The organism is Paenibacillus solisilvae (assembly GCF_042656405.1).
Taxonomy (GTDB): Bacteria; Bacillota; Bacilli; order Paenibacillales; family Paenibacillaceae; genus Paenibacillus_Z; species Paenibacillus_Z solisilvae.
The window spans coordinates 190,517-214,402 of record NZ_JBHSOW010000015.1; the positions used below are offsets into that span (position 1 = coordinate 190,517).

17 protein-coding genes are annotated in these 23,886 nt (G+C 50.6%); 7 read left to right on the forward strand and 10 right to left on the reverse strand.

The features are described from left to right. Positions 1-22 precede the first annotated feature (22 nt). The 3 genes from ACFPYJ_RS03615 to ACFPYJ_RS03625 form a co-directional block, all read right to left on the reverse strand. On the reverse strand, positions 23-1,339 hold the full coding sequence (locus tag ACFPYJ_RS03615; protein ID WP_379186671.1) for a carbohydrate ABC transporter permease: 1,317 nt from the start codon (positions 1,337-1,339) through the stop codon (positions 23-25). A 27-nt stretch (positions 1,340-1,366) separates the two neighbouring features. Then, entirely contained in the window at positions 1,367-2,272 is a 906-nt protein-coding gene (locus tag ACFPYJ_RS03620) for a carbohydrate ABC transporter permease (RefSeq protein ID WP_379186672.1), read from the reverse strand. Positions 2,273-2,350: 78 nt separating this feature from the next. Continuing rightward, a complete protein-coding gene (locus ACFPYJ_RS03625) occupies positions 2,351-3,817 on the reverse strand; it encodes an extracellular solute-binding protein (RefSeq protein WP_379186673.1) in 1,467 nt (488 codons plus the stop codon). A gap of 192 nt (positions 3,818-4,009) precedes the next feature. Between ACFPYJ_RS03625 and ACFPYJ_RS03630 the strand changes: the two genes are divergently transcribed. The 4 genes from ACFPYJ_RS03630 to ACFPYJ_RS03645 all read left to right on the forward strand — a co-directional run bounded on the left by ACFPYJ_RS03630 (position 4,010) and on the right by ACFPYJ_RS03645 (position 9,646). Continuing rightward, positions 4,010-5,854: a cache domain-containing sensor histidine kinase gene (locus ACFPYJ_RS03630; RefSeq protein ID WP_379186674.1), complete on the forward strand. Its 1,845-nt coding sequence runs from the start codon at positions 4,010-4,012 to the stop codon at positions 5,852-5,854. A gap of 5 nt (positions 5,855-5,859) precedes the next feature. Then, positions 5,860-7,470 (forward strand): response regulator, encoded by a 1,611-nt coding sequence (locus ACFPYJ_RS03635; protein WP_379186675.1) that lies wholly within the window; start codon positions 5,860-5,862, stop codon positions 7,468-7,470. Positions 7,471-7,534: 64 nt separating this feature from the next. Beyond that, on the forward strand, positions 7,535-8,110 hold the full coding sequence (locus tag ACFPYJ_RS03640; RefSeq protein ID WP_379186676.1) for a hypothetical protein: 576 nt from the start codon (positions 7,535-7,537) through the stop codon (positions 8,108-8,110). A gap of 537 nt (positions 8,111-8,647) precedes the next feature. Further along, positions 8,648-9,646, forward strand: coding sequence for a YihY/virulence factor BrkB family protein (locus tag ACFPYJ_RS03645; RefSeq protein WP_379186677.1), 999 nt, complete (start codon positions 8,648-8,650; stop codon positions 9,644-9,646). A 183-nt stretch (positions 9,647-9,829) separates the two neighbouring features. On the opposite strand, the gene ACFPYJ_RS03650 is transcribed toward ACFPYJ_RS03645, so the two are convergent. After that, the gene (locus ACFPYJ_RS03650) at positions 9,830-10,129 is read right to left on the reverse strand and encodes a hypothetical protein (RefSeq protein WP_379186678.1); all 300 of its coding nucleotides are present in this window, start codon (positions 10,127-10,129) and stop codon (positions 9,830-9,832) included. A gap of 340 nt (positions 10,130-10,469) precedes the next feature. On the opposite strand from ACFPYJ_RS03650, the gene ACFPYJ_RS03655 reads away from it, so the two are divergent. The 3 genes from ACFPYJ_RS03655 (at position 10,470) to ACFPYJ_RS03665 (ending at position 12,795) form a co-directional block, all read left to right on the forward strand. Continuing rightward, positions 10,470-11,402, forward strand: a complete 933-nt coding sequence (locus tag ACFPYJ_RS03655) for a proline dehydrogenase family protein (RefSeq protein ID WP_379186679.1) — start codon at positions 10,470-10,472, stop codon at positions 11,400-11,402. A gap of 95 nt (positions 11,403-11,497) precedes the next feature. Beyond that, a complete protein-coding gene (locus ACFPYJ_RS03660; RefSeq protein ID WP_379186680.1) occupies positions 11,498-11,974 on the forward strand; it encodes a hypothetical protein in 477 nt (158 codons plus the stop codon). Between the two features lie 158 nt (positions 11,975-12,132). Next, entirely contained in the window at positions 12,133-12,795 is a 663-nt protein-coding gene (locus tag ACFPYJ_RS03665; RefSeq protein ID WP_379186681.1) for a DedA family protein, read from the forward strand. Between the two features lie 162 nt (positions 12,796-12,957). On the opposite strand, the gene ACFPYJ_RS03670 is transcribed toward ACFPYJ_RS03665, so the two are convergent. The 6 genes from ACFPYJ_RS03670 to ACFPYJ_RS03695 all read right to left on the reverse strand — a co-directional run bounded on the left by ACFPYJ_RS03670 (position 12,958) and on the right by ACFPYJ_RS03695 (position 23,884). Then, complete coding sequence (locus ACFPYJ_RS03670; RefSeq protein ID WP_379186682.1) at positions 12,958-18,933, reverse strand: glycosyl hydrolase family 28-related protein; 5,976 nt, start codon at positions 18,931-18,933, stop codon at positions 12,958-12,960. Between the two features lie 118 nt (positions 18,934-19,051). Then, on the reverse strand, positions 19,052-20,629 hold the full coding sequence (locus tag ACFPYJ_RS03675; protein WP_379186683.1) for an extracellular solute-binding protein: 1,578 nt from the start codon (positions 20,627-20,629) through the stop codon (positions 19,052-19,054). A 52-nt stretch (positions 20,630-20,681) separates the two neighbouring features. Then, a complete protein-coding gene (locus ACFPYJ_RS03680) occupies positions 20,682-21,566 on the reverse strand; it encodes a carbohydrate ABC transporter permease (RefSeq protein ID WP_379186684.1) in 885 nt (294 codons plus the stop codon). Positions 21,567-21,617: 51 nt separating this feature from the next. Continuing rightward, on the reverse strand, positions 21,618-22,586 hold the full coding sequence (locus ACFPYJ_RS03685) for an ABC transporter permease (RefSeq protein WP_379186685.1): 969 nt from the start codon (positions 22,584-22,586) through the stop codon (positions 21,618-21,620). Between the two features lie 205 nt (positions 22,587-22,791). Beyond that, positions 22,792-23,331 carry an ROK family protein gene (locus tag ACFPYJ_RS03690; protein WP_379186686.1) on the reverse strand — a complete coding sequence of 180 codons (540 nt, stop codon included), beginning with the start codon at positions 23,329-23,331 and terminating at the stop codon, positions 22,792-22,794. A 40-nt stretch (positions 23,332-23,371) separates the two neighbouring features. Then, entirely contained in the window at positions 23,372-23,884 is a 513-nt protein-coding gene (locus ACFPYJ_RS03695; RefSeq protein ID WP_379186687.1) for a response regulator, read from the reverse strand. Positions 23,885-23,886 lie beyond the last annotated feature (2 nt).

A 23,886-nucleotide genomic window follows, 5' to 3' on the forward strand; every position in this document is an offset into this window, starting at 1 on the left:
GCTGTTCCTCCCTAGGTCATAATCAACCCTTCAAACCTGTAAACGAAACACCCTTCTCAATCAGCTTCTGACAAGACACGATGATAATCATCAGCGGAATGGTGGCTAACACCAAGCTGGACATGATGACGTTGGCTCCCATGCTCTGGCGGTTCTGAAAGTCGCTGAGCGCAACGGTAAACGTCCATACGGAAGGTGACCTTGCCACAACCAGCGGCCATAGAAACTCGTTCCATACCCCAATGAACGTCATGACCGAAACAACCGTAAAGATCGGTGCGGACATCGGGACAATGATCCGCCAATAGATCCGAAACTCGGAAGCGCCATCGATTCGTCCCGCTTGAATAAGCTCACCGGGCAGCTGCTGGAAGAAGCCCTTGAACAGGAAGATAACAATCCCCCAGGCGGTATGCGGCAAAATAATCCCCCACAGCGTATTGACCAAATGCAGCTTATCCATCGTTAAGTAAAGCGGAACAAGAATCGCGATTTCCGGGATCATAATCGTCGCAACGAAGAACAGCGTCAACCAGGCGCCGATTCGCCCCCGAACCAGATGGGCAAGCGCGAAGCCGGCCATTCCGCCAATGAGCATGTGGCTGAATATCGTTGCTGCGGTTACGATGACGCTGTTCATCAGGAAGTGGGGGAAACCATAGGCGTTTTCATCCGCCTCGGCCATTTTCCACAGCACCAGATAATTATCGAAGAATCTGGCCCAATCGTTATTCTCGGACAGGGTCATTACTTTGCCTTTGACCACCTTGGATTCCGCTAACAGCTGCTGTACCGTACCTGCTGTTGAAGATAATCCGGAAGCAGCCGCGGAAGCTCCCTTGTAAGCCTCTCCCTGACCAAACCATTGATAATCAGTCAGCTTGCGTTCGCGGATCTGCGGCAGCTTGATCTTCATCGTCGCATGGGTCGCCAGCATCGTCGGTACGATTTGCGGGCGGCCAAGCGTGAATTTATAAGAAGGCATGCCCGCTTTGTAAACGACGGCACCATCCTTGACGCCGGTGACCTGAAGGGCGCCGACCGCGTCGTTCTGCATTTTTTTCCACGTGAACCAGATCGCCTCCATCGCATCCAGCTCGTAATCCTCCGGCTTCGCAAGATCCGTCCCGTCGTAATTTAACGTCACATGAATAGCCTTAGGAACCTCGGGAACCCAGGTAGGCGGGAACCGGTAGATGGAGATGTTATCCTTCATCGACGAGCTGATCATCCAGATCAGCGGGATGACGGATACGAGAATGAATAGACCTGCAACAGTATAGGAAACGATCTTGACGGAAAGTCCGCCCCGCTCTTGTATCCGTCTGCGTGCTGCCATGAGAATCTCCTTCCGGGGTCAGAAATGTTATTCTTGATTCGACATCTTGATCTGTATGAACGTAATGACCGCAATAATGATGAACATGACGAAGGATATCGCGCCCGCCACGCCAAACCGGAACTCCTTAAAGGAACTGTTGAAGACGAGCATGGACAATGTTCTTGTGCTGTTAGCCGGCCCTCCGCCTGTCATGATATACATCGGGTCAAAGGTCAGGAAGACGCCTGATATAAAGGCAATGAACTGAATGCCGATAACGAATTTCAGGCTTGGGAACACGATCGCCGACATTCTGCGCCATGGGCCTGCACCGTCGATTTTGGCGGCTTCAATATTTTCGCTTGGAATGCCTTGAAGGGCGGAATAGTAGATGAGCATGCTCATGCCCGTGCCGAAAACACCCGGGAATACGATCGCCCACTTGGCCATTTGCGGGTCGTTCAGCCATCCATAGGGCCCGAGGCCGACGAAATGAAGCAGGTAGTTCAATAATCCATAATCGGGATTGTACAGCCACTTCCACAGCAGATAGCCTGCAACGGCAGGAACGGCGGTCGGCAGCAGGTACAGCACACGAATCGTTTTGCTCGCGTAACGGATTTCGTTCAGCAGAATCGCCTGCACAATCGGTACCCAGAACGTCAGAATGAAATAAATAAAGAAGAACGCGAACGTATTGAAGAATGCATTCCAGAACTCGGTGGAATGAATGAGATACACATAGTTATCAAGCCAGACAAATCGCCCCGGCGGATTAATGACTTTGTAGTCGAAGAAGCTCATGTAGATCGCTTGAAATAACGGATAATACTTGAATAAGAGGAATGCAAGAACAGCCGGCGTGAGAAAGAGAATCGGCGTCCAAGGGATTTTCAGGCGGAATCCGGCTCTCATCCCGATTTGCGGCTGCTGCCCGGTGACGGTTTTCATCGTACATGCTTCCTTTCGGAACCGGCAGGCGGAGCAATCGGCGAATACTCCCGTTTCATCCCCCGCCCGCACGATTTGTTATTTCTTCACGGATGCGTTGTAAGCATCAACGACTTCCTTCTGAGCAGCATCCTGTGCTTCTTGCAGCAGCGCCTTCGGATCAGATTTCTCATCGGTCAGCGCTTTCTGCACCGCTTTCACGACATATGGCGTCAGCCGTTCCTTCAGGAAATATTCCAGATGCGTGTCCGAAGCCGCTTTATTCACGCCATCCACCAGCTCCTGCGAGACGTTAGCCGCGAACTGAGCCGGATTGACATCGCTGCGCACGGACAGCAGATTCGGGAAAATCCCATTGTCGGATTGGAACTGCAGATACTTCTCGAGCACTTCTTTCGAATTCAGGTAAGTGATATATTTCCAAGCTGCATCCTGCTTTTCTTTGGAGGTCTTCGGATTAATGATCCAGTAGGCGCCGCCGATTTGGCCGGGACCTTTGCCGGAAGGACCGACCGGATAAGGGGCAAAGCCGATTTCGTTCAGATCCAGCCCATTGCCCGCATAGTCCCCGAAGCCGCCGGATGCACCATTGGACATGGCCGCCCGGCCTTGATAAACATCGTTCATATTGTCTTGATAGCTTTGAAGCACGTTATTTTGGACGATTTTATTTTTCCATTTGAGATCCTTGTAGAATTGCAGTGCGGTCACCGAAGGCTCCTCGGTGAAGGCTAATTTAACCGTTCCGTCCTCCTGCAGATGAGTTAAATCACCGCCCGCCTGCCATACATAATACTCAAACCACCAATCTGCCCATTCCATCCCGAGCAGGGTGATGCCGTACTGCTTCTTATCCGGATTCGTCAGTTTCTTGCCGAAGCTAACGAGCTCATCCCAATTGGCAGGCGGCTTGTTCGGATCAAGGCCGGCATCCTTGAACATCTTTTTGTTCCAGAACAGTCCCGTTACATACATGTCATGCGGCAGGCCGTATACCTTGCCGTCAATCGTACCTGCCTGCATCGAGGAAGGAATGAATTGATCCTTATCCGCGTAGCTGTCCCAGTACGGCGTCAAATCCAGCGCGAGTCCTTGGCCGACCCAGTCTCCGATAATCGGAAAATGCGCCGCTTGATAAGCATCCGGTCCATTGCCTCCAGCCATCGCCGTTACGAATACCTCGCGGTCATTGGTTCCCTGCGGCATGAGCTCATGGGTGACCTTAATGTTCGGATTTGCCGCCTCAAAGCCAGCCACAATCTCCTCCCACACCGGCTTATTCGGATCATCCGGCTTCGGTTGATCCCAAACTTTAAGTTCAACATTCGCAGCTGGCGTATCTGTCTGTTCATCATCTGCTCCATTGTTGGTATTCGCTGCCGGATCTGCAGTCTCATTCACCGCGGCGGGCGCTGCCGTGTTACCGGTCTCGTTGGTTCCTGTGTTAGACCCTCCGTTGTTACTGCCGCAAGCTGAAACAATAAGCATGAATGCCAAAACGAAAGACGCACGTGGCCACTTGCCAAACCGTTTTTTTGTCTTCACCTTCGACTGCCTCCTTGTCGTGGTAATGATTCACAAATCAAGCATAAGATTTCTTGATAGCGCTTTCTATATAAAATCCTAACATCCCATTAGCAATATTTTAAGTATCCTTCCGACCTGCTTTAGTGAGACAGGAAAACGGTGCAGGTTGTCGAATACATTCGCAGTAAACGCATACATTTGGGAAGGGGGATGAGACTCATTAAGCCTTGTCTGATGATGAACATGCGCAAGCTGAACGCCCTGCAATTTCGCAGTAAAATCATACTTTCCTTCTTCCTTGTCATCGGACTGACTGCCTTAATCATGGGTTATTCCTACTACCGGATTATGAGCCGCGAGCTTGAAGCCTCCACACTCGAAGGCCTTGAGAAGATGACAGAGCAGACGGTAGATACCTTGGAGCTCCATTTCAAAACGATCAGCAGCATCGGCTACAGTTATTTTAGCGACACGTCCGTGCAAAAGTTTCTCGAGGGCACACCGAGCTTCGATAATCAGAAATATTATCGCGACCGGCTCGAGGGACAAAAAATGCAGACCCCTCTCATCTCTTTTATTCAAATGACCCGGCTTAACGGTGATCAATTCTCCAGCTATTATTACTATAATTCAGCTCTGCGTTCACTGATGGCGGATAATCAGCAGATGCTGTACGCGAGGGCCAAACTGCTGGACGGTTACCCGCTCTGGACCGTTTCCATGACGACCGCCAAGAATGAGCTTAAACCCATTCATACCATAAGCTACGTACAGCAGCTGAAACGAATTACTTCGAATAATCAATATCCGGTCGGCTACATTCAGATTGATATGGATCCGGATATTTTGGAGAAAGCGTTCCTTGGCCTGGAAAATGATGACGGCAGCACTTATTATATTGCCGACCGGAAGGGAACGATTATTTTCACCAATAATGATGCCCAGATCAGCCGCTCTATTGCGCAAAGCCCCTTATTCGCTGCATATACGGAAGAAAAAACAGCTGTCCGATATGCGGACTTCCGGTTTACGAATAACCATAAGATGTACATCGGTTTCTCTCATACCCTGAATTACGGCGGGTGGATCGTCATCGGAAGCGTACCGCTTGATCGGATTTTGCATAAAGTCAACGTATTCCGCAATACACTGATCGTTATCGCCGCAATCAGCTTTCTGGTCGCGATGCTGCTTGGCTCCATCATCGCAAGCGGAGTCACAAGACCCCTGAAGGAATTAAACAAGAAGATGAAGCTGGTAGAGATGGGGGATTTTCAAGCTCATATTCAAGTTAAGGGTTCCGATGAGCTGTCTACCATTCAGTATAGCTTCAACAAAATGACCGCCGAAATCCGCAAGCTTATCAGCAAGGTGTATGAGACGGAGCTGCTTAAGAAAGAGGCGGAGATTCAAGCGCTGCAGTCGCAAATCAATCCCCATTTTCTCTATAACACACTCAGTACCATCGACAGCATCTCCTCCATTGACGGTGACCAAAGAGTCAGTTATATCTGCCTGGCACTCGGCGATATGCTCCGGTACAATCTGAACGGCGGCAGCCTGGCCACGATCAAGGAGGAAGTCACCCATCTGAACCGATATTTATCGATCTACCAGATCCGGTTTGCGGAGCAATTTCACTATGAAATCAACGTGGAGCAGGAGGCGGAAGCGTTTGTTATACCCAAATTTCTCATTCAGCCGCTCGTCGAAAATGCGATTATTCACGGTTTGGAACAGAAACGCGGCTATAAGTCGGTTCACATTACGATCCGGAGCCTGGATGAGAATTGGCTGGAATTTGCCGTAGAGGATAATGGAGTCGGAATGGATTCTTCCATGATGGAGCTGCTTCAGAAGAAGCTGGCTGATCCTTCCGCCTCAACCTTTAGACATTCACCGGCATCTCCTAGAACGATGATCGGTCTTGCAAATGTCTTCAAACGCATCGTCATGTATTATGAATGCGATCCGAAGGTGTCTATTGCGAGTACACCCGGGAACGGAACCAGACTTCAATTTATGCTACCGAAGCAGGACAGCAGGAGGCGATGATTTGCATGAAGGTGATGATCGTAGAGGATGAACCGCTGCTCCGGGAAGGACTTATCCGCAAAATCGATTGGTCGCAGCTGGATCTGCAGCTGGCCGGCGAGGCAAGCGACGGCTTAGAGGCGATCAGCCAGCTGGAGCAGTATAAGCCGGACATCATTCTGACCGATGTTCGGATGCCCGGAATGGACGGACTGCAGTTCATCAGCAAGGTACATGCCTCGCTGCCTCATACCAAATTTGTGATCATAAGCGGCTATAATGAATTCGAATATGTTCGGGAAGCGATGCAGTACAATGTGAAGGATTATCTGTTGAAGCCTGTCGACCGGGACAAGCTTCATACACTGCTGTCGAGTTTATGCCGGCAGCTTCGCGATGAGAAACAGGCAGCTGCAGAACATTCGAAGCTTAGCAAGCTTGAGCAATTGATGCGGCAAAGCGATTTGGAGGCAGCGGATTTTCAGTTCACACACCTCCTGACGGAGCAGGGTGCGGACTTCCGCCGGCACCTCCTCACCTTAGGCGAAAGCACCTATTGGACTGCAGCCTCTATCCAAATCACACCTCAGCTCAACAACGCCCGCTTCAAAGAAAGTGATCATGCCTTAGCGCGCTTTGCCGTTCTGAATCTCATTCATGATACGCCGTTATCCAATAAAATCAAATCGGTTGCATTCAAGCATGCCTATCATCCCGAGGAGATTGTATGGTTTCTGGGCTGCAGGAGTTTGCCTGAATTGCATCAAATGGCTGAAGAGCTGGAAGAGACCTTGGTTTGGTCGGCGGAGCATCTGGGACTCTGCGTCTCTATTGGAATCGGCAGCCCTAAGCAGGAACAGTCTAAGCTGCGAATCTCCTATCTGGAAGCGCGTCATCATTTGAAGAATCGGCTGCTGTTTGGAGATGGCAGGGTCTACGCGGATGATTGCTGCGGGAACGCCCGGCAAGGTTATCCGCTGCTGACGGAGCAAGCGCAGAAGGCACTCTCCAGTATGCTGGTGGAGCGCAATTATAAGGAATTCATCCAATACGCGCAGCGATTATTCCAAGATCTGGCTAATGGGCCGACACCGCGCTACGAGCAGCTTGAATATTTGTACACCGAGATCATCCATCTTCTTCGCAGACATACCGCCAAGAAAGGAATCCACCTTTCACCCGAGGATGAGCTGAAGACCCTCGTTAATCTGGAAGACATGAAGAGCTGGAACGATATTATTCCTATCCTGGAACAGCAGCTCTCCATGCTGGACCGCAAGGAGGATAGAAGCCCCAGCTGCGATGATATTATCCATTCCGTTCAGCAGTATGTGGAGCAGCACTTTGCGGAGAATCTTTCCTTACAATGGGTAACGGACAGCTATTACATCCATCCGAATTATTTCTCTAAACGATTCAAACAGGTGGTTGGCATCAGTTTCAACGATTATGTGACGCGGGTTCGGATGGAACGTTCCAAAGAGCTGCTTGCAGCAACGACGATGAAAATCGCACGCATATCGCAGCTTGTCGGCTACGAGGATCAAAATTACTTTTGCAATGTGTTCAAGAAGGCTACGGGGATCAGCCCTTCCGCCTACCGTGGAGATACATTACTTCCCAGCAACGAAAAATGAAACATTCATACGCATCCTTTCGTCAGATATGTGAAAGCCTAAGTACAAGAAGGGATGAATGACAATGAACACGAGTGCAGGTCGCCATTACAAAATGATATTTAGCCGTCTGATGGCCGTATTAATCATCTCCACCGGGCTGCTCGCCGCAGCCGGATGTAGTTCAGATAATCAATCCGCATCTAACTCCGCAGCTGACCTGAATGCAGGCTCAGATGCATCTACAGCATCAGCCGCTCAAGGCAGTGTGAAAGGCAGCGATCCGCAGAAAGGCAATCCTTATGAAACAGCCGGCATCGCCGATCCCCAAGCCTTCGATGCCATGTTCGATGCGCTCAAGACTGCGGTTGCTAACGGTGATAAGAATGCCGCAGCAGCCTATATTCTATATCCCCTGCGGGTGAACGGAACGGGAAGCGCCTTGAAGATTGCCAACAAAGAAGAGTTTCTGAAGCAATATGATGAAATCTTCACGGAGCCCATCAAGCAAGCATTAGCTAAACAAACGAAGGACTCCCTATTCGTCAACTATCAAGGTGTCATGGTCGGCAATGGTGAAATCTGGTTTGGCGGCGATATCTCGGCACCGCAGAAACTCGGCATCATTACAGTTAACCATGATATTGCACCTGCAAAGTAACGAGGATTTGCAGCAGGAGCGATAGTGCTGCAAGAACGAGAAGTGCTTAAAGAACGAGAAGTGCTGCAAGAACGAGAAGTGCTTAAAGAACAAGAGGCGCTTCAATAACGAGTAGTTCTGCATGAACGAGGGATCTGCCCCGAACAAGCTGGTTTAGCTTGCTCGGGGTATTTTTTTTGATGAAAATAAACGACTCCAACGATGGACAAGTATAAAGTCGGTTCAATAACAATAGATTTACCGGAGGGGGCACGGGGTAAATAGAAGGAAATCCAATCGACCCAATTACATAAAATCTAGGTTATGCTGCCGAAGTGTTTTTGCTAGAACGTAGCCTCGTCAGGTTACTTGGGCAGAGCCTCGCAAAAACTAAGTTTATGCTGCCGATGTGTTTTTGCTAGAACGTAACCTGGTTAGGTTACTTGGCCAGAGCCTCGCAAAAACTAAGTTTATGCTTCCGATGTGAGTTTTTGCTCGAACGTAACCTCGTCAGGTTACTTGGGCAGAGCCTCGCAAAAACTCTTAGGAGGAAATATCATGCCAAATTCATTTCACTCCAACACGAATAAGCAGATTTTCCCGGGGTCATCCAAACCTCAGGCTGCGCGTCCATTATATGATCAGAAGCTGCGTGTCTCGAAAAGACGGCGGGTGCTGAATTTTGCACAGAATCTGTACTGCCGTTTTCAGGAGGACGAGGTTCCGGCGATGGGTGCACAGCTCACCTATTATTTGATCCTGTCCTTCTTTCCTTTTCTCATCTTCATCATTGCCGTGCTCAGCTTCGCTAATCTAACCGTGCAAGATGTCATTGAGCGAATCCGGATGGTGATGCCGGAAATGTCCACCAAGACGATTACGGAAGCTTTCGTCGAAATTCAAGCCTCCCGCAGCGGTTCCCTGCTGTCCTTCGGGCTTCTCGTCACCCTATGGTCCGCCTCAAGCGGGGTCAGCGCCGTCATCAAGGCCCTTAATAAAGCTTATGATGCCGAGGAAAACCGCCCCTTCTGGAAGGTAAAAGCCATCTCCCTGCTCTTCACCGTAGTATTAGCGCTTGTCATCGCATTCAGTTTGGTGATGCTCATATTCGGTAAGGTGATCGGTGACATGCTGTACAAATGGACACAACTTCCCGGCAATATCGATCTCATCTGGAGCATCGGGCAATATGCCGTTCCGATCGGGGTCATGGCCGTGGTATTTGCTTCCCTTTACCTATATGTCCCGAATCTACGTCTAACCTTCAAAGAAGTGATACCCGGCGCACTGTTCGCCACATTTGGCTGGATTATCACTTCCCTGTTATTCTCGTTCTATGTAAATAACTTCGGCAGCTATACGAAAACCTACGGAAGCATCGGCGGTATCATCGTGCTTCTGACCTGGCTGTATCTATCCAGCATCATTATCGTGCTGGGCGGAGAAATTAACGCTGTGCTCCACTTCGATAAATACGGCAAACAGAGAGCCGGGTGCAAGCAGTTCTCGCTCTCTTTTCCATTCTTGAAGAAGGCCAAGCCGCCCGCTGACAAGTAGCCGCTTCTAATCATTTCGCCATACAGCCCGTATCGCAAGGAGCTTTCCAAAAGAGCATTAGAATAGGAAACGGATGAAATTTCTGATCTGAAGTTGAAATTTTCATGCAAAGTGGCTGAACGGGGAGTTTATTCCTGCGCAGCCACTTTCGTTTTTGCTCGGAATGGTGGATTGAATTTCCATTTACACCTGCACACCTGCTCCAGCACCCAACTCCAGCTCCAACTTCAGCTCCAACTCCAACTCCAGCTCCAGCTCCAACTCCAGCTCCAGCTCCATCGCCAACTCCAGCACCAACACCAGCTCCAGCTCCAACTCCATCGCCAACTCCAGCTCCAACTCCAGCTCCAACTCCAACTCCAACTTCAGCTCCAACTTCAGCTCCAACTCCAACTCCAGCTCCAGCTCCAGCTCCAACTCCAGCTCCAGCTCCAGCTCCAGCTCCAACTCCAACTCCAACTCCAGCTCCAACACCTGCTCCAACATCTGCCTCTATACTGGATAGTTGCAGCTATTTGGGGCTATTTTTGATCCAAATGGTTGCTATACTGCATATTTGCAGTTAAAATTGCCGGATTTTGCTCAAAAAGCCCACTATGAAGCAATTTAACTGTATGGAATGCAGTATAGCAGCGTTGTCGATCAGATATAGCCCCTTATCCTGTACAGAATCCAGTATAGCGCCTCACCTTTGTTCTTTTTCATGCCTGGATCGGTGCATTCGGGAAGAGCGCTTTAACGAAGCAATGCTCCGCCTGCCGATTTTTACATACCCTCATGGCTTAGGGCATAAGGATGTAATTATCGGAGGAAGGAGATGTACATGATGGATGTGAGTACGAAGCTGTTTCGTTCCATTCTGCTCACGCTTGCGGGGAATCGGGCTGTTGAATCGCTGGCGCTCAAATATGGATTAAGGCTGGGAGCAAGTAAATTCGTCGCTGGCGAGACACTGGAGGAGGCGCTGGAGCAGGTACGCGTGTTGAACCGAAAAGGAATCGTTGCAACGCTTGATCATTTGGGGGAGGGCGTCCGTCACTTGTCCGAGGCTGCTTCCTTCCAAGAGGAATATCTTCGGCTGCTTGATCAAATTCGGATCACCGGCTTGTACGCCAACGTCTCCTTGAAGCCCACTCAAATGGGGTTATCGCTTGATCCGAAAGCAGGATACAGCCACATTCATAATATCGTCATTCATGCAAAGTCTTTGGGAAACTTCGTACGAATCGATATGGAGAATTCCCCCTTCACCGATGCGACCATCGAGCTTATGAGACGCTGCCATGCCGAAGGGTTAACCAACGTAGGGACTGTCATTCAGGCCTATCTTTACCGAAGCGAGGAGGATATACGTCAGCTGACCGCGGAGGGGGCGAATCTCCGGCTTGTAAAAGGGGCATACAAAGAACCAAGAGCGATCGCTTATCCACAGCTTCGCGATGTGGATGCGAATTTCAAGCGGCTCATCGCCTATCGCTTGCGCAGCGGGGTCTATACCGCTGTTGCCACGCATGATGAGAATATCATCAATTGGGTCAAATCCTTCATCAATGAAGAGCGGATTCCCCTCTCGAGCTTCGAGTTTCAAATGTTATACGGCGTACGCACGCCGCTTCAGGAGCAGCTTGCCCGGGAGGGCTACAAGGTCCGCTGCTATGTTCCCTATGGACGCAAATGGTATCCGTACTTTGTGAGGAGATTAGCCGAGCGGCCCGCCAACGTGTGGTTCATTGTTAAGAATATGGTGAAGCGTTAAGCGCAACTTTATCCGTTATCACCTCGTTAGATAAGCAGCAAAGGATGTCCGCACTCTGAATCTCTCACAAAACTTTCTAATGAAGGTGATCCGTTATGGTCAAAAATCCAGGTATGCTGCTGTCTCTGCTGTCCGTTATGCTCCTGTCTGCTTGCAGCTCCATCAAAGCTGCTGAACCTATCATTCCGCCTCAAGCGGTCACTTCCCTTCAGGTTATTGGAGGTTTGCACGGGTCTAAGAACTCCCCTCTCTACCTGCCGCTTGATTCCACCGGTACGAATGTGATTAACAAGGTGGTTGGCTGGATCAACCATTCCCCGTCTGTACGGGATGAAACCTTAATGGAGAAGCATGGTTATCCGAAAATCCTGCGCATCGTCACAAAGGACGGCAATCATCTCGATGCCGAGCCTGCGTACCATTGTGAAAGCAAAAAGCTGGATGATTACAGAACTCTCAAAACCTGCACCAACATCGGCGGCGAAGTGCTGCTCAGCAGCGGCTCCGGCAGGCTTCGCCTCCATTCGCAAGCGCTGTACGACTGGCTTATTGAGGGCTGGAAGCAGGAATAAACCGGAGATGCCTGTACAGTTGATGGATATAACCGGTCCTGGATCCACCCTCGACCATGGTCCAGAAGCAAGCTAATCCTTAGTCCATTTCGCAGCAGCCGCATCTGCGTTATAGTTGCAGCAGAGCAACTTAACCGATGGACGAAGGAGCAGGACACATGGAATGGATTCACCGCTTATTTGAGCATCACGGCTATTTGGTATTGTTTCTTGGCTTATTCTCCGAATCGCTGGCTGCCCCTTTTCCGGGCGAATTGGCAATGGCCTATTCCGGATATTTGGCTTTTCTGGATCAATTCCAGCTCGCTTTCGTCATCCTATCCGCTTTTCTCGGAGCTGCAGTCGGAACAACGGTCACCTACTTCATCGGGTACAAGCTGGGTACGCCCTTCTTCGCCAAATATGGGAAGTTCATTCTTTTGAGTCCTGCCCGTATGAATAAAATTACCGTCTGGTTTGAAAAATATGGCGATAAAATACTGCTGATCAGCTATTTCATCCCTGGATTTCGGCATTTCACCGGCTATGTATCCGGAATTATCCGTATTCGATTCCGCACTTTCCTGATCTTTAACCATACGGGTGCCCTGTTATGGGTTGCCGCTTATGTCTTGCTTGGCAGGCTGCTGGGCCAACGGTTTGAATCGATCATCCATCTTATTGCGAAGTATTCCATCTGGGCAGGCTGCTTCATCGCATTTGGAATTACAGCCTTTATCCTGGTTAGAAAATATCACATCCAGCTCCGTACTTTTGCGAAAGCGAACCCTTTCGTCATTCTAGCCGCACTGTTAATAATGGTTTTAAGCTTATTGAGATAAGCTCCCAATAAGCTTAAAACCACCGCCTGGTTCACCGGATCATTCTGCATTTGATTTGCGTGATTTTGGCCATTGTTATCCTCTATATATTGGAAGAAGACAGCGGCTGCTCCGCTGTCTCCTATATTTGGGTATACGTTTATGCCACATCGCTTCTGCCTATTACGAAAACTGGTTATACACGTGATACAGTAGAACCGCTGCTTCGGCGCGGCTCAAAATCCCTTTCGGATTCAGCTTGCCCCCACTGCCTTGGAGCAGCCCCGCCTGTACGAGGGAAGCTGCGCTCTCCATCGCATAAGGAGCCACTTTACCGGCATCCGCATATGCCGCAAGCACATCAGGTTTGCCAGCTGCAAGGCCAGCTGCCCGCACTTGAAGCGCGCGATAGAGCAGCACGGCAGCATCTTCTCTGCTGATCGCCGCATCCGGCTTGAACGCGTTGCTGCCTGATCCCTGCGATATGCCAAGTGCCTTGCTTATCCCGATTGCTTCGTAATAATAAGCTCCTTGATTCACATCATGGAAGTTTGCAGTAAAGGGTGCAGTCAGTCCGAGACTCTTCACGAGCATCATGATGAAATCCGCTCTCTTGACAGGTGCTGCCGGTTCAAAGGCTGCTGCCGACGTACCGTTAATAATACCTTTGGCGGCTAATACCTCCACCGCATGTTTGGCCCATGGGACTTGAAGCAAGTCCGGGAAAGCCTTGTGAACATCCGTTACTGCATAAGCGCTGAAATGAGTCGTTTGGAATACGATTTGACCCGTGCTCTGATCGTATTTGCCGCTTGGAACCGGAGCTGCCTCCCCTTGACCGTTGATATACCAAACAACGAGATGCTCGGGATCCTTCAGCTCCGAGGCTGTTGGCGCATATGGCAGACGGACCGTAACCGGCGATTGGTCATTATGCCATGCAGTGGTCTGATCTCCGATCTGCAAAGATAAATCCACCGCAGGCCGGCCGCCGATCTGCTGCTGCAGCTTCTCACTCCAACTTGCCCGGTCTGCAGCACGGATATAGAAAGTCACTTTCTCTTCTGCACGGTGTTCCTTCTGAAGGCTGCTAAGCATGTTGCTTGGCAATAGCAAAGTACCCGATGGTGTTTGAAGCTCGATGATATTACCCGCGCTATCCAAACTCAGCAGACGCAGCGGCAGTTCCACCGCATAACCCTGCGCGGATTCCGATTCGGATACAAGGATGGACAATTGTTTGATGCCGTCTTTTCCGGCTGCCGCTAGCTTGAATGCTTCTTCGAGCACAGCCTGGGATACAGAGGAGCTTCCCAAATGAGAGGCAGCGTCCAGCACCGATTTGGTCTTAATAGCGACAGCTCCATCCTCAGACTGCTCTATGGAAGAACCGTCAGCCGGCGGTTCGGGTGGGGTGATGCCTCCTCCAGTTTGGCCTCCTGTGGAGCCTCCTCCGGTAGAGCCTCCATCACCGCCGCCGCTGCCTTGGCCCGCTCCGATGTCCGCAAGCTGCTGCTGCAAGTCAGATTTCAAATTGCCCTCCGGCAGAAGATTGACAAAGTTAGCCGCTCCGTCGAGGTGAACCGTATCCTTAACCTGCTTCGCTTCATTGACGGCTGCCGCTGCAGATTTCTCCAGCAGAGTCGTATATCCGCTGTCCAGCAGGTAGAGGTCGCCGAAAAGCGCCGCATTTTTACTCGTGCCAATTCCTTTGTTATATTCCATGAAGCCCGATCTTCCCGTGCCGTCATTCTCATTCATCAGCAGCGCGAAGCCGATCGGATCATCAGGGGAGAACGTATAATCCGTGCTGTGAAGCTGAGCCAGCGGAATCGTAATTTGATAGCTGGTTACTCCCTTATCGGCATCGCGCGTGACTACGGCCTCTGATTCATTCAGAACACCTGTCGCTAAGCCGCTTGGCGCTCTCCACCTCCATTTGGTTACCGTTCCGTCATTATTCAACGCGAAGCCAAGCTCACTTACATTTTGGCTTGCGGCACCGTCTTTTCTGGATAAATCAATGCCAAGCTGGATGCTGTCTCCTTGCCAGATATCAACATCTTTCCAGCTTTGAAATTGAACATCATCATGTACGGCAATCGTGAAATACAGGTTATTGCTGTCCCATTTCACACCGGCCTCGGCGCTCAGATCATCCGTACCCTTCCATTGTCCCCCTAAGCTGCTGTATTGGTCGGTGTTATCAAGCGAGGCAGCCGGTGCATCAGGCAGAGCTGCATCCGAGCGGGCAGCGAAGGATTGACCGAGCTCAAGCGAAGTCATGTACACATAGCCGTTATCCAAGGTCACCTTATACTTCAGGTCATCGCTTGCCAAATACGGCAGCGCAATATCTACGCTCGTGCCGATCGCGACGCCTGTGAATCGAATCGGCTTCAGCTTGCTCTGATAGGCGGATGGGAGAACCAGCTCGATCGTTCCGCTAATCGGATTTGGAGCCGATAGATTGTTCAGTCTGAGCACCGTGTTCGACTGTTCCGGATGCTCCGCGCTGAATATGCCTTTAACCAGCTCAAGCGATACCGGAACCATGTTCGTTCCTGTTACCTTGGTTGGCGCCAGATTGACCAGCTTGAAGCCATCCTTGAAAATATTATTGGAGATGATCATTTTACCGGTCTCCGCGCCGGCGTATACATGTGTCGTTCCGCCCTGCTGGAAGTAGGAGTCGTACAGCGTGATATCGCCTCCGAGCACGTTAATGCCGCGTTCACCCACATTGGTGAAGTTGCTCTGCTGGATGCGGACTTTACCGGCATGGATATCGAAGGAACGCGTCGTGTCTCCCCACATGGAGGTATTGAAGAACGTCGCCTTCGAATCAAATTGCTCGCCGATCGTTACGTAGACCTTATCCGAAGTGCTGATTGAAACCAGTTCCGTATTAATGAAATTCAGTCCGCCCGCGCCGGCGCTCTCCACGTAGGCTCCCTTCTTGCTGCCGTCTGTGCCGTGTCCGATAACGACAGCTTCCGGGCCATGGCCGTCCTGATCAACGAAATGGATTCCATAGAGAGAACCGAATACGAACGTGTTGAAAACCGTCTCATTGCTTACATTCCCGATCCGGAACGCATCCAAATTTTCCTTCTGATAATTCCATACCAGATTCGCCCCGTCACCGTCCGGATGATTGGGATAATTGTTTCTTCCGTAATAATGCGGGTTAAACTGCACATTCCTCATCATTCCGCCGTTTGCGCCGCCGCCGAGGAAAATGCCTTCTTTGAGCGGAGATCCGGCCACATAGCTGATATAATGCCCGCTTGTATCATGGCTGCCGAAGTCAATGCCCTGATAAGGATTAATGAGGGTCGTATTAATGGCATAGACATCATGCCCTTTGCCTTGAATCGTCCACGCGTAAGGCTTCACATTCGTCCAGCTCTGCTGATCGTAATAGATGGAGAGGCCTCTAATACCAGCCGATGCTTCAAGCGAAATGAACGGTACGCCACTCGCATCGTTCTCCCCATAATTCGTGAATAGGACGCTTCCGCCGCCAATCGTATGATGCGGCACATCCCATGAGCCTCTAAGCTCTACGCCCGTCGGCACCGTAATCGCCTCGTCAATCCGGTAAATGCCAGCCGGAAAATAAACCGTTCCGCCGCCGGCCGCCTGGGCATCTGTGATAGCCTGCTTCACCGCTGAAGACGCGTCGACCACACCGTTCTTATCTGCCAGGTATGGTGCTGCAATCACATTAAATAATTGTGCCGTCGAAGGCTTCGGCTGCACAGCCCGGTCCAGAGCTGAAACGGCCGGCAGTGTCTCAAGCGGCGCATCGTCGCCTTGATGAATATTCAGCTCCGCCGCATCGCTTTGATTATCGACCTTGAGCTCGCCTTGATAGCCCGAATTAACGGCATTGACAGAGAACACGCTTTTCTTAATCAGCAGCTGCTTATCCGGCTTTGCAAACGCCGTATGGCCGAGAATCAGAGAGCCTGCATCCGCTGTGATCGCATAGCCTCCAGCCTGGTCGTTCCAATTCTCGATGACGCTGTTCTCGAAGGACAAGACCCCGCTGCCTTCGTTTACAACCGCATGCTGGGGATTCCCGCCAACCGTTACCGTATTGAACTGAACGATGGAATGAAAGCCCTGCGTCGCATAAATGGCTTTAGGCGAATCCCCAACGCTCGCCTTGAAGCTGCTGTCCGTGATGAGGAGTCCGAAGTCGTTCACCCCTTCAATCTTCAGCGCTACATTGCAATTCTCGATCCGGATCCGGTACATCTGCGCATTGGCAGCCTCTAAGGAATCCGTTCTTGTGGTCACCCGCATCCCGGTCCGGAATCCGGAAATCTGGATGTCCGACATATACTCCCAGTCCGAGCGTCCCATCACGATTCCTTCCGCGTGGGCAGTCATATAGGCCGATAATTCCTCCTGCGAAGGCGAACCCGGCAAGCCCGAAGCCGCCCATGCTGCCGGAGATAATCTGATTTGCTCCAGTCGTCCGATATCTGTCGTGTAATCGAGGAAGATACCGGTCTTCAGAGCCGTACCGTATACGTTCTTCACGTAATGCAGCTCATTCCAGGTTGGTCCGATCTTAATTCCGTTGTAGGCATTCACAAGCGTAACGTTCTCCACATTCGCGCTATCGCCGGTAAGCTGTTCGATCGTCCACGGATATGCGGCAGGATCATTCAGTGTCTGCTCCGGATACCAAATCGATAGATTCGTGACCCCGTTCGAAAACTGAAGCTGGATAAAGCTCGTTCCATTCTCATCCCCGCGGCCTGCATAAGACTCGAGAATCGTGCCTTTAACCGCTCCTTCGGTTTGCGGATTGACCCAATCTCCCCGCAGGGTAACGCCGGTTGGAACGAGGAGCGAGCCGGTAATCCTGTAACGGCCTGCGGGAACAAAGACTACGCCGCCGCCATTATTCCCGGCTGCATCCAGCGCATCCTGTATCGCCTGCGTATCGTCGGTTACACCATCGCCCTTGGCGCCAAAATCAGCGGCATTAAAATCAGCGATGACGATATCCGCAGTCGGATACAGAGTTTGAACCACTGCTGTTTGAGTGTCCGAATTGACTCTCGGCAGCTTCTTGACTGTGACCGAGGCGACATACAGATCCGGATTGGCCGGCGATGCACCCCCGCCGTCAATGCCGATCCGGAAATCAGAGCCGTTCGTCCGGTTCGCGAAATTGGCATCGCTCAGCTTGTAGGTGTAGGTCTTCCATTGACCCGAATTCTTATAATTAAATAGAGGCGCATCCTTGAATGCCGCGGAATCCGCATCATACTGCAGCACGATGCTGCCGCTGCCTTGATCGTAATATTCAACGGTGACGTAGACATCATCATGATTCGGATTGTCGTATAGATAGTCATCCTTAACATTCATGTACATGTACAAGGTCTTCGGATCAGGAGCGAGCCGGTTTGTCTTCCAATAGCCTTTGCCATCCAGCACACCGGTTACGATCCCCGCCTCATTATCTCCGCCTCTGGCTGTAATCCCGTTCTCGGTTGGCATTTCTCCCAGCTTGATATTCACTTGATTGGAATCTTCGACAACCTTCGGTGACTTCGTAACGGTAACGGAGGCTACTTTCAGATCTGCATTCGTACTGCTGCTGGCTCCCGCTCCGTCCACGCCCAAACGGAAATCGCCGCCGTTCGTCCGGTTGGCAAACTTGGCGTCTGCCAGTTCGAACGTATGGGTCTTCCAAGTCTTCGTATCGGTGTACGAGAACAGCGGCGCATCCTTGAATCCCGCAGAATTCGCGTCATACTGCAGCACCATCTGCCCGTTGCCCTCGTCATAATATTCCACGGTGACCTGCACATTCTGATCGCTGTTATCCAGCAGGAAGCTGTCATCCACATTCATGTAGAAATATTTCGTTCCGGGATCCGGAGTTAATTTATTTGTCTGCCAATAGGGCTTTTCACCAATCGTTCCTGTCAGCAGTCCTTCCGGGTAATCTCCCGCCCAGGCATGAATGCCATCTTCTACCGGACTCTCCCCGAGTGAAATCGATACCTTTGCCGAATCCGGATTAGACTCCGCAGCATAGACGGGAACGGCCTGAATTCCTGAACAAAGCAACAAAACGACTACTATTCGGGCTATCATTCCTTGACAGCTGCCCAGCCTGCTATTCATGTATAAATAGTCTCCTTCGCATCATATAGTTAAAAGTTCGATTGACCTCCGGTAAGGAAGAAGAAGCCTTCCTCTTGCACAAGGCTGGCTTCTCCGGGGATGCTTATGACTGAACTGCTTAGGACTTGCTGGCAAGATAAGCGTCGATTTGCTTCTGGGCCTCGGCGATGATTTTGTCTGTTCCGTTATCCTTTTGTTTCTCGATGTAGCTCGCAACAGCCTCCTCGACATTTTTGACCGTACCGAAGTCCAGCGGTTTGCCGAACTCATCCGATGCTTGATCGCGCTTGGCGATTTCGTTCTTTATATTGTCCTCGGCGATGAACAGGCCGTCCACCGGTGAGTTTACGTTGATCGGCTGACTTGCGAACTCCGCTTCCTGCAGCCAGAAATCCTTCGTATAAGTTGGATTCGGACGCATGAACTGCGGCTTCCAGAACGCCCATTGGCCGCCCCACTCCATATAGTTGCTCGTGGTTGTCTGCATGCCGTCCGGATATTCCGCAGCGTCGCCTTTGAGCACATAGGTTTTGCCTTCAATACCGTATTGAACAAGGTCGTACAGCGTCTTATCCGTCTCCAGCATATCGAGGAAACGCAGGACGCGGTCGGCGTGCTCGGAATTCCGGTTAATCGCCACCACGTTAGCAAGCGCTGTACGGTTCACGAACTTCTTGTCCGGATAAAGAAGCGATGTCTGCTGTGTAAAGGAAGGATCCGCAAAGCCAGGATTCGCATTCGCCCATTCATGGGATGTAATCGTGAAGAGCGATTTACCGTTTCTCCACTGCGCTGCGCCGTCTTCTTTGTCGATCATCGCGTCGCGGTTAAGGATTTTATCGTCATACCATTTCTTGGACATCAGAGCCGATTCTTTGAAGAAAGGCTGCTGTTCGATCGCTTGAACGGTGATTTTCGGATCGTTCAGATAGAATCCCAGTCCGTGGAAGCCAAGGTCTACCCACTCGTCACGAACCTGATAGATGGCAAGCGGCGTTACCCGTGACATTTTCTCGTTTGGATACGCTTTCTTCACGGCATGAAGGAAGGTATCGATATCTTCGATCGTCTTAATAGAATCCGGAGCCGGATTAATGCCTGCTTTCTCCGTCAAGTCCGCCCGCCAGCCGGCGAAGATCCGCTGATTCATCTTCATCGTCCACGGCAGGCCGACGACTTGGCCATTGACTGTAGCAGCCGACAGCGTGCCCTGCTCTTGATATTTCTTATACAGATTCGGAGCGTATTGCGGCAGCAAATCATTCAAGGCCATATAAGAGCCTTTTGCGGCCATCTGCTTATAAGACAGCCAATCCCCGTCGAAATTCATATCCCAATTGTCGCCGGATGCGGCCATGACCAGCATTTTATCCTTGAAATCGCCAAACGGAATAAAGTTGATGTTGAACTTCACGTTCAGCCCTTTCGCTTTGACGTAATCGCTGACAGCGGACCAGACTTCATCCGTAGCCGATTTCTTGTCCCCGCCAAAATAAAACTTCAGCGTCACCTCATCCTCTGCTTTGCCTTCGCCTGGCTTCGCCGTACTGCCGTTGTCTGTCTTATTCGTGTTCCCCTCACTGCCGGTATTCCCCGTGTTGCTGCCGTTGTTGTTGCCGCCGCATGCTGCCAGCATCGTCCCAAGCAGCAAAATGACCGTGATCAGCAGCGGTAATCTAGCTTTCGTTCTTCCCATGTAAGCCTCTCCCCTTAAGCAGTTATATACAATACAGCCGAAGCTGAAATTGTCATCCTTTGACCGCGCCTACCATAAGCCCTTTGACGAAATATCGCTGAAGAAAAGGGTACAGGAATACGATGGGCCCGATGGTCACGACGGTTAGCGCCATTTTGATCGATTCGGACGGAATTTGCGCCGAGATTCGCTGCATATCCATCGCGTTGCCGGAGCTTTTGAGAAACTCCACATTGGAGACCAGTGTACGAAGCAGCAGCTGGAGCGGTTGAAGCTCCTGCTTATCGACGAACATCAAGCCAAGGAACCAGTCATTCCAATAGCTGAGTGCCATGAATAGACCGACAGTTGCGAGAACCGGCTTGGCAAGAGGGACGATAAGCTGGGCATAGATCCGGAATTCCCCCGCGCCATCCATTTTGGCCGATTCATAGATATCCTCAGGCATCGATAAGAAGAAATTGCGGATGAGGAACATGTTGAACGCGTTCGCAAGAGGGGGCAGAATCATGGCCCAGAGTGTATCCTTCAAGTCCAAATACCGGACGCAAATGATGTACCAGGGAATTAATCCTCCGCTGAACAGCATGGTGATGATGACATAGATGGACAGCAGATTACGGTACTTAAACGAGCGTCTGGCCATGGTATACGCCCCCATGCTCGTCACCAGCACGGAGAGAAGGGTGCCCGCTACCGTAACAATGAGGCTGATTCCATACGCATCGACGATCCGGTTGGAGCCGAGAATGAGAATGCGGTACGAATCTAAGGTGAAATGCCTCGGGAAGATGCCGTAGCCGTAATCCATAATGTCCTTCTCCGTGCTGAGCGAGCCCGAGATGACCATGATAAAGGGCAGCAGGCAGGATAAACTGAACAGGCACACAAGGGCAGTTATAATAAATTGACTGTATGAAAATCGCTTGGCAAGCATAGTTTGGTTCCTCCAATGCAAAATAGATAGGTTTCGTTCCGTACTGGACGTTTAGAAAATCGCCGAGTCCTTATCCACCTTCCTGGCTACATAGTTGCTTCCGATGACAAGCACGAAGGCTACGATGGATTGAAGGAATCCGGCTGCCGAAGCCATTCCGATATCGCCGGATTTGCGAAGGCTGCGGTAAACCAGCGTGTCGATAACATCCGTCGTCGGGAACAGCAGCGAGGCATCGCCAACCATGGCGTAGAACATTCCGAAGTCCGCATTCATGATTCGGCCAACCGCAAGCAGGGTGAGAATCAAGATTGTCGGCTTCAGCATCGGAAGGCTGATATAGCGCATTTGCTGCCACCTTGATGCGCCGTCGATCGAGGCGGCTTCATAATAGGAATTATCGATTCCCGTGAGCGCCGCCAAATAAATGATTGTGCCATACCCGGTTACTTTCCAGCGGATGGCGATGGTCAGAATAACCGGCCATAATCCCGCTTCACTGTAGAAATCGATGCCCTGAAAGCCCATAGCCTCCAAAATCCGGTTAATAACACCGCTTTCAAAATTAAGCAGGCTGTACGCAAATACGCCAACGACAATCCAGGAGATGAAGAACGGCAGAAACGTTAACGATTGCGTGATGCGCTTGATATATTTGTTCCTCATCTCGTTCAGCATAAGAGCAAGCCCAACTTCAAATATAAGGCCGACCGCTATGAATAACGCATTTAACAGGATGGTATTCCGAACAGCCCGGTAAGCCACGGAGGATGACATCAAATAGTCGAAGTTGTTCAGCAGCGGCTGTGCCCAATCGCTTCCGAATATGCCCTTATTGAAGTCGAAGTTCTTGAAGGCGATGACAAGACCCGCCAGCGGCAGATAATTGAAGAAGAACAGAAGTACAGCTACCGGCAGGAACATAAGCAGCAGCGTACGGTTGCGGATAAGCTCCCTCATCACGCCCTTTACTCCTGACCGATCGTTGTGCGCAGTCCCAGTCATTGATTTCATATTCATTTACCTTTCTCTTGTGGGATGCCCTAATCATATCGCCCCAGCCATTCGGTTCCAATGAGCCAAACTTAAACTTTACGGGTCAAATTTGGCTTGTTCGCCACTCTGCTGGCGCACAGCAAAAAAAACCGTCCGAATAGGGACGGCTTTCTCTTGTTGGCTGGTAAACCCGCGGGCAGACATCTAAATTTGTTGTTCCTGCTCAAGTTTATTGTTCTGAATCTAACAAATGTGAAAGTCCCAGCAGTACGGAAGCGTCCGGCTGCGGCGAGACGAAGAAACCCACCTTGCCCCATGGCGTCCATGTCATACTGTGGACACGCTCCTCAATAATCGGGAGCAGGACATGGGCTGATTTCATTAAACCTCCGCTTAGAATAACGGTTTCCGGATCGTAGGCATGAATTAAATTCACGATGCCTGCACTCCAATGCGAAATTAATTCATTCATATATTCTTGCGCATAGCTGTCCCCTGACTGCCAGGCATCAATGACGGCCAGGTAGCTCATCTCTTCTACAGAGAAGAGGACACTGTCTTTGAACTTCTCACTTTCCCTTGCCCTGGGCAGCAGCGACCGGTGGCTGGCATGCTCTTCAAGGCAGCCCCGATTTCCACAGTTGCATAGAGGCCCCCGAATATCAGTAGTCAGGTGACCCCCAAGCACACCGTCTTGATGATGTTTGCCCCTGAGCACTTGTTCATCGATCATAACCGCCGTTCCGATGCCTGTACTGAAAATCACCATCACGACATCCTTCTGACCTTTGGCAGCTCCATAGGCTGATTCACCAATCAATGCCGTTGTCCGTATGCTGCTCCCACAATGAACCGCTAAGCAGATCTAGAAGCATCTTTTCCTTCACATGCGCTACCCCGATTTTGTACCCTTCCAGCATCTTCTCCAGCTGTTCCTGCTCTGCTTCTCTGCTTGTAAGCAGATCGATGATATCAGACATCGTACTGCTGAAGTGATCAATAACAATCGGCTTCAACAAATAATTCACCGCTCTTAGCTCTATGGCTTTGCGAGCATAATCGAATTCGCCATAAGCGCTATAAATGACAATTTCCAAGGCCGGATTGACTATCTTTGCTTGTTCAGCCAGCTCCAGACCGCCCATGAAAGGCATTTTAAAATCTGTAAACAAAATATCGATCGGTCTTCGCTTGATAATATCCAGCGCGTGTTCGCCATTGTCGGCCTCTATGATCGTTAATGCATATTGAAATCTTCTAATAAGAGATTTTATTCCGTTTCGTTCAATTGGTTCGTCATCGACAATTAATATGGTATGCACGC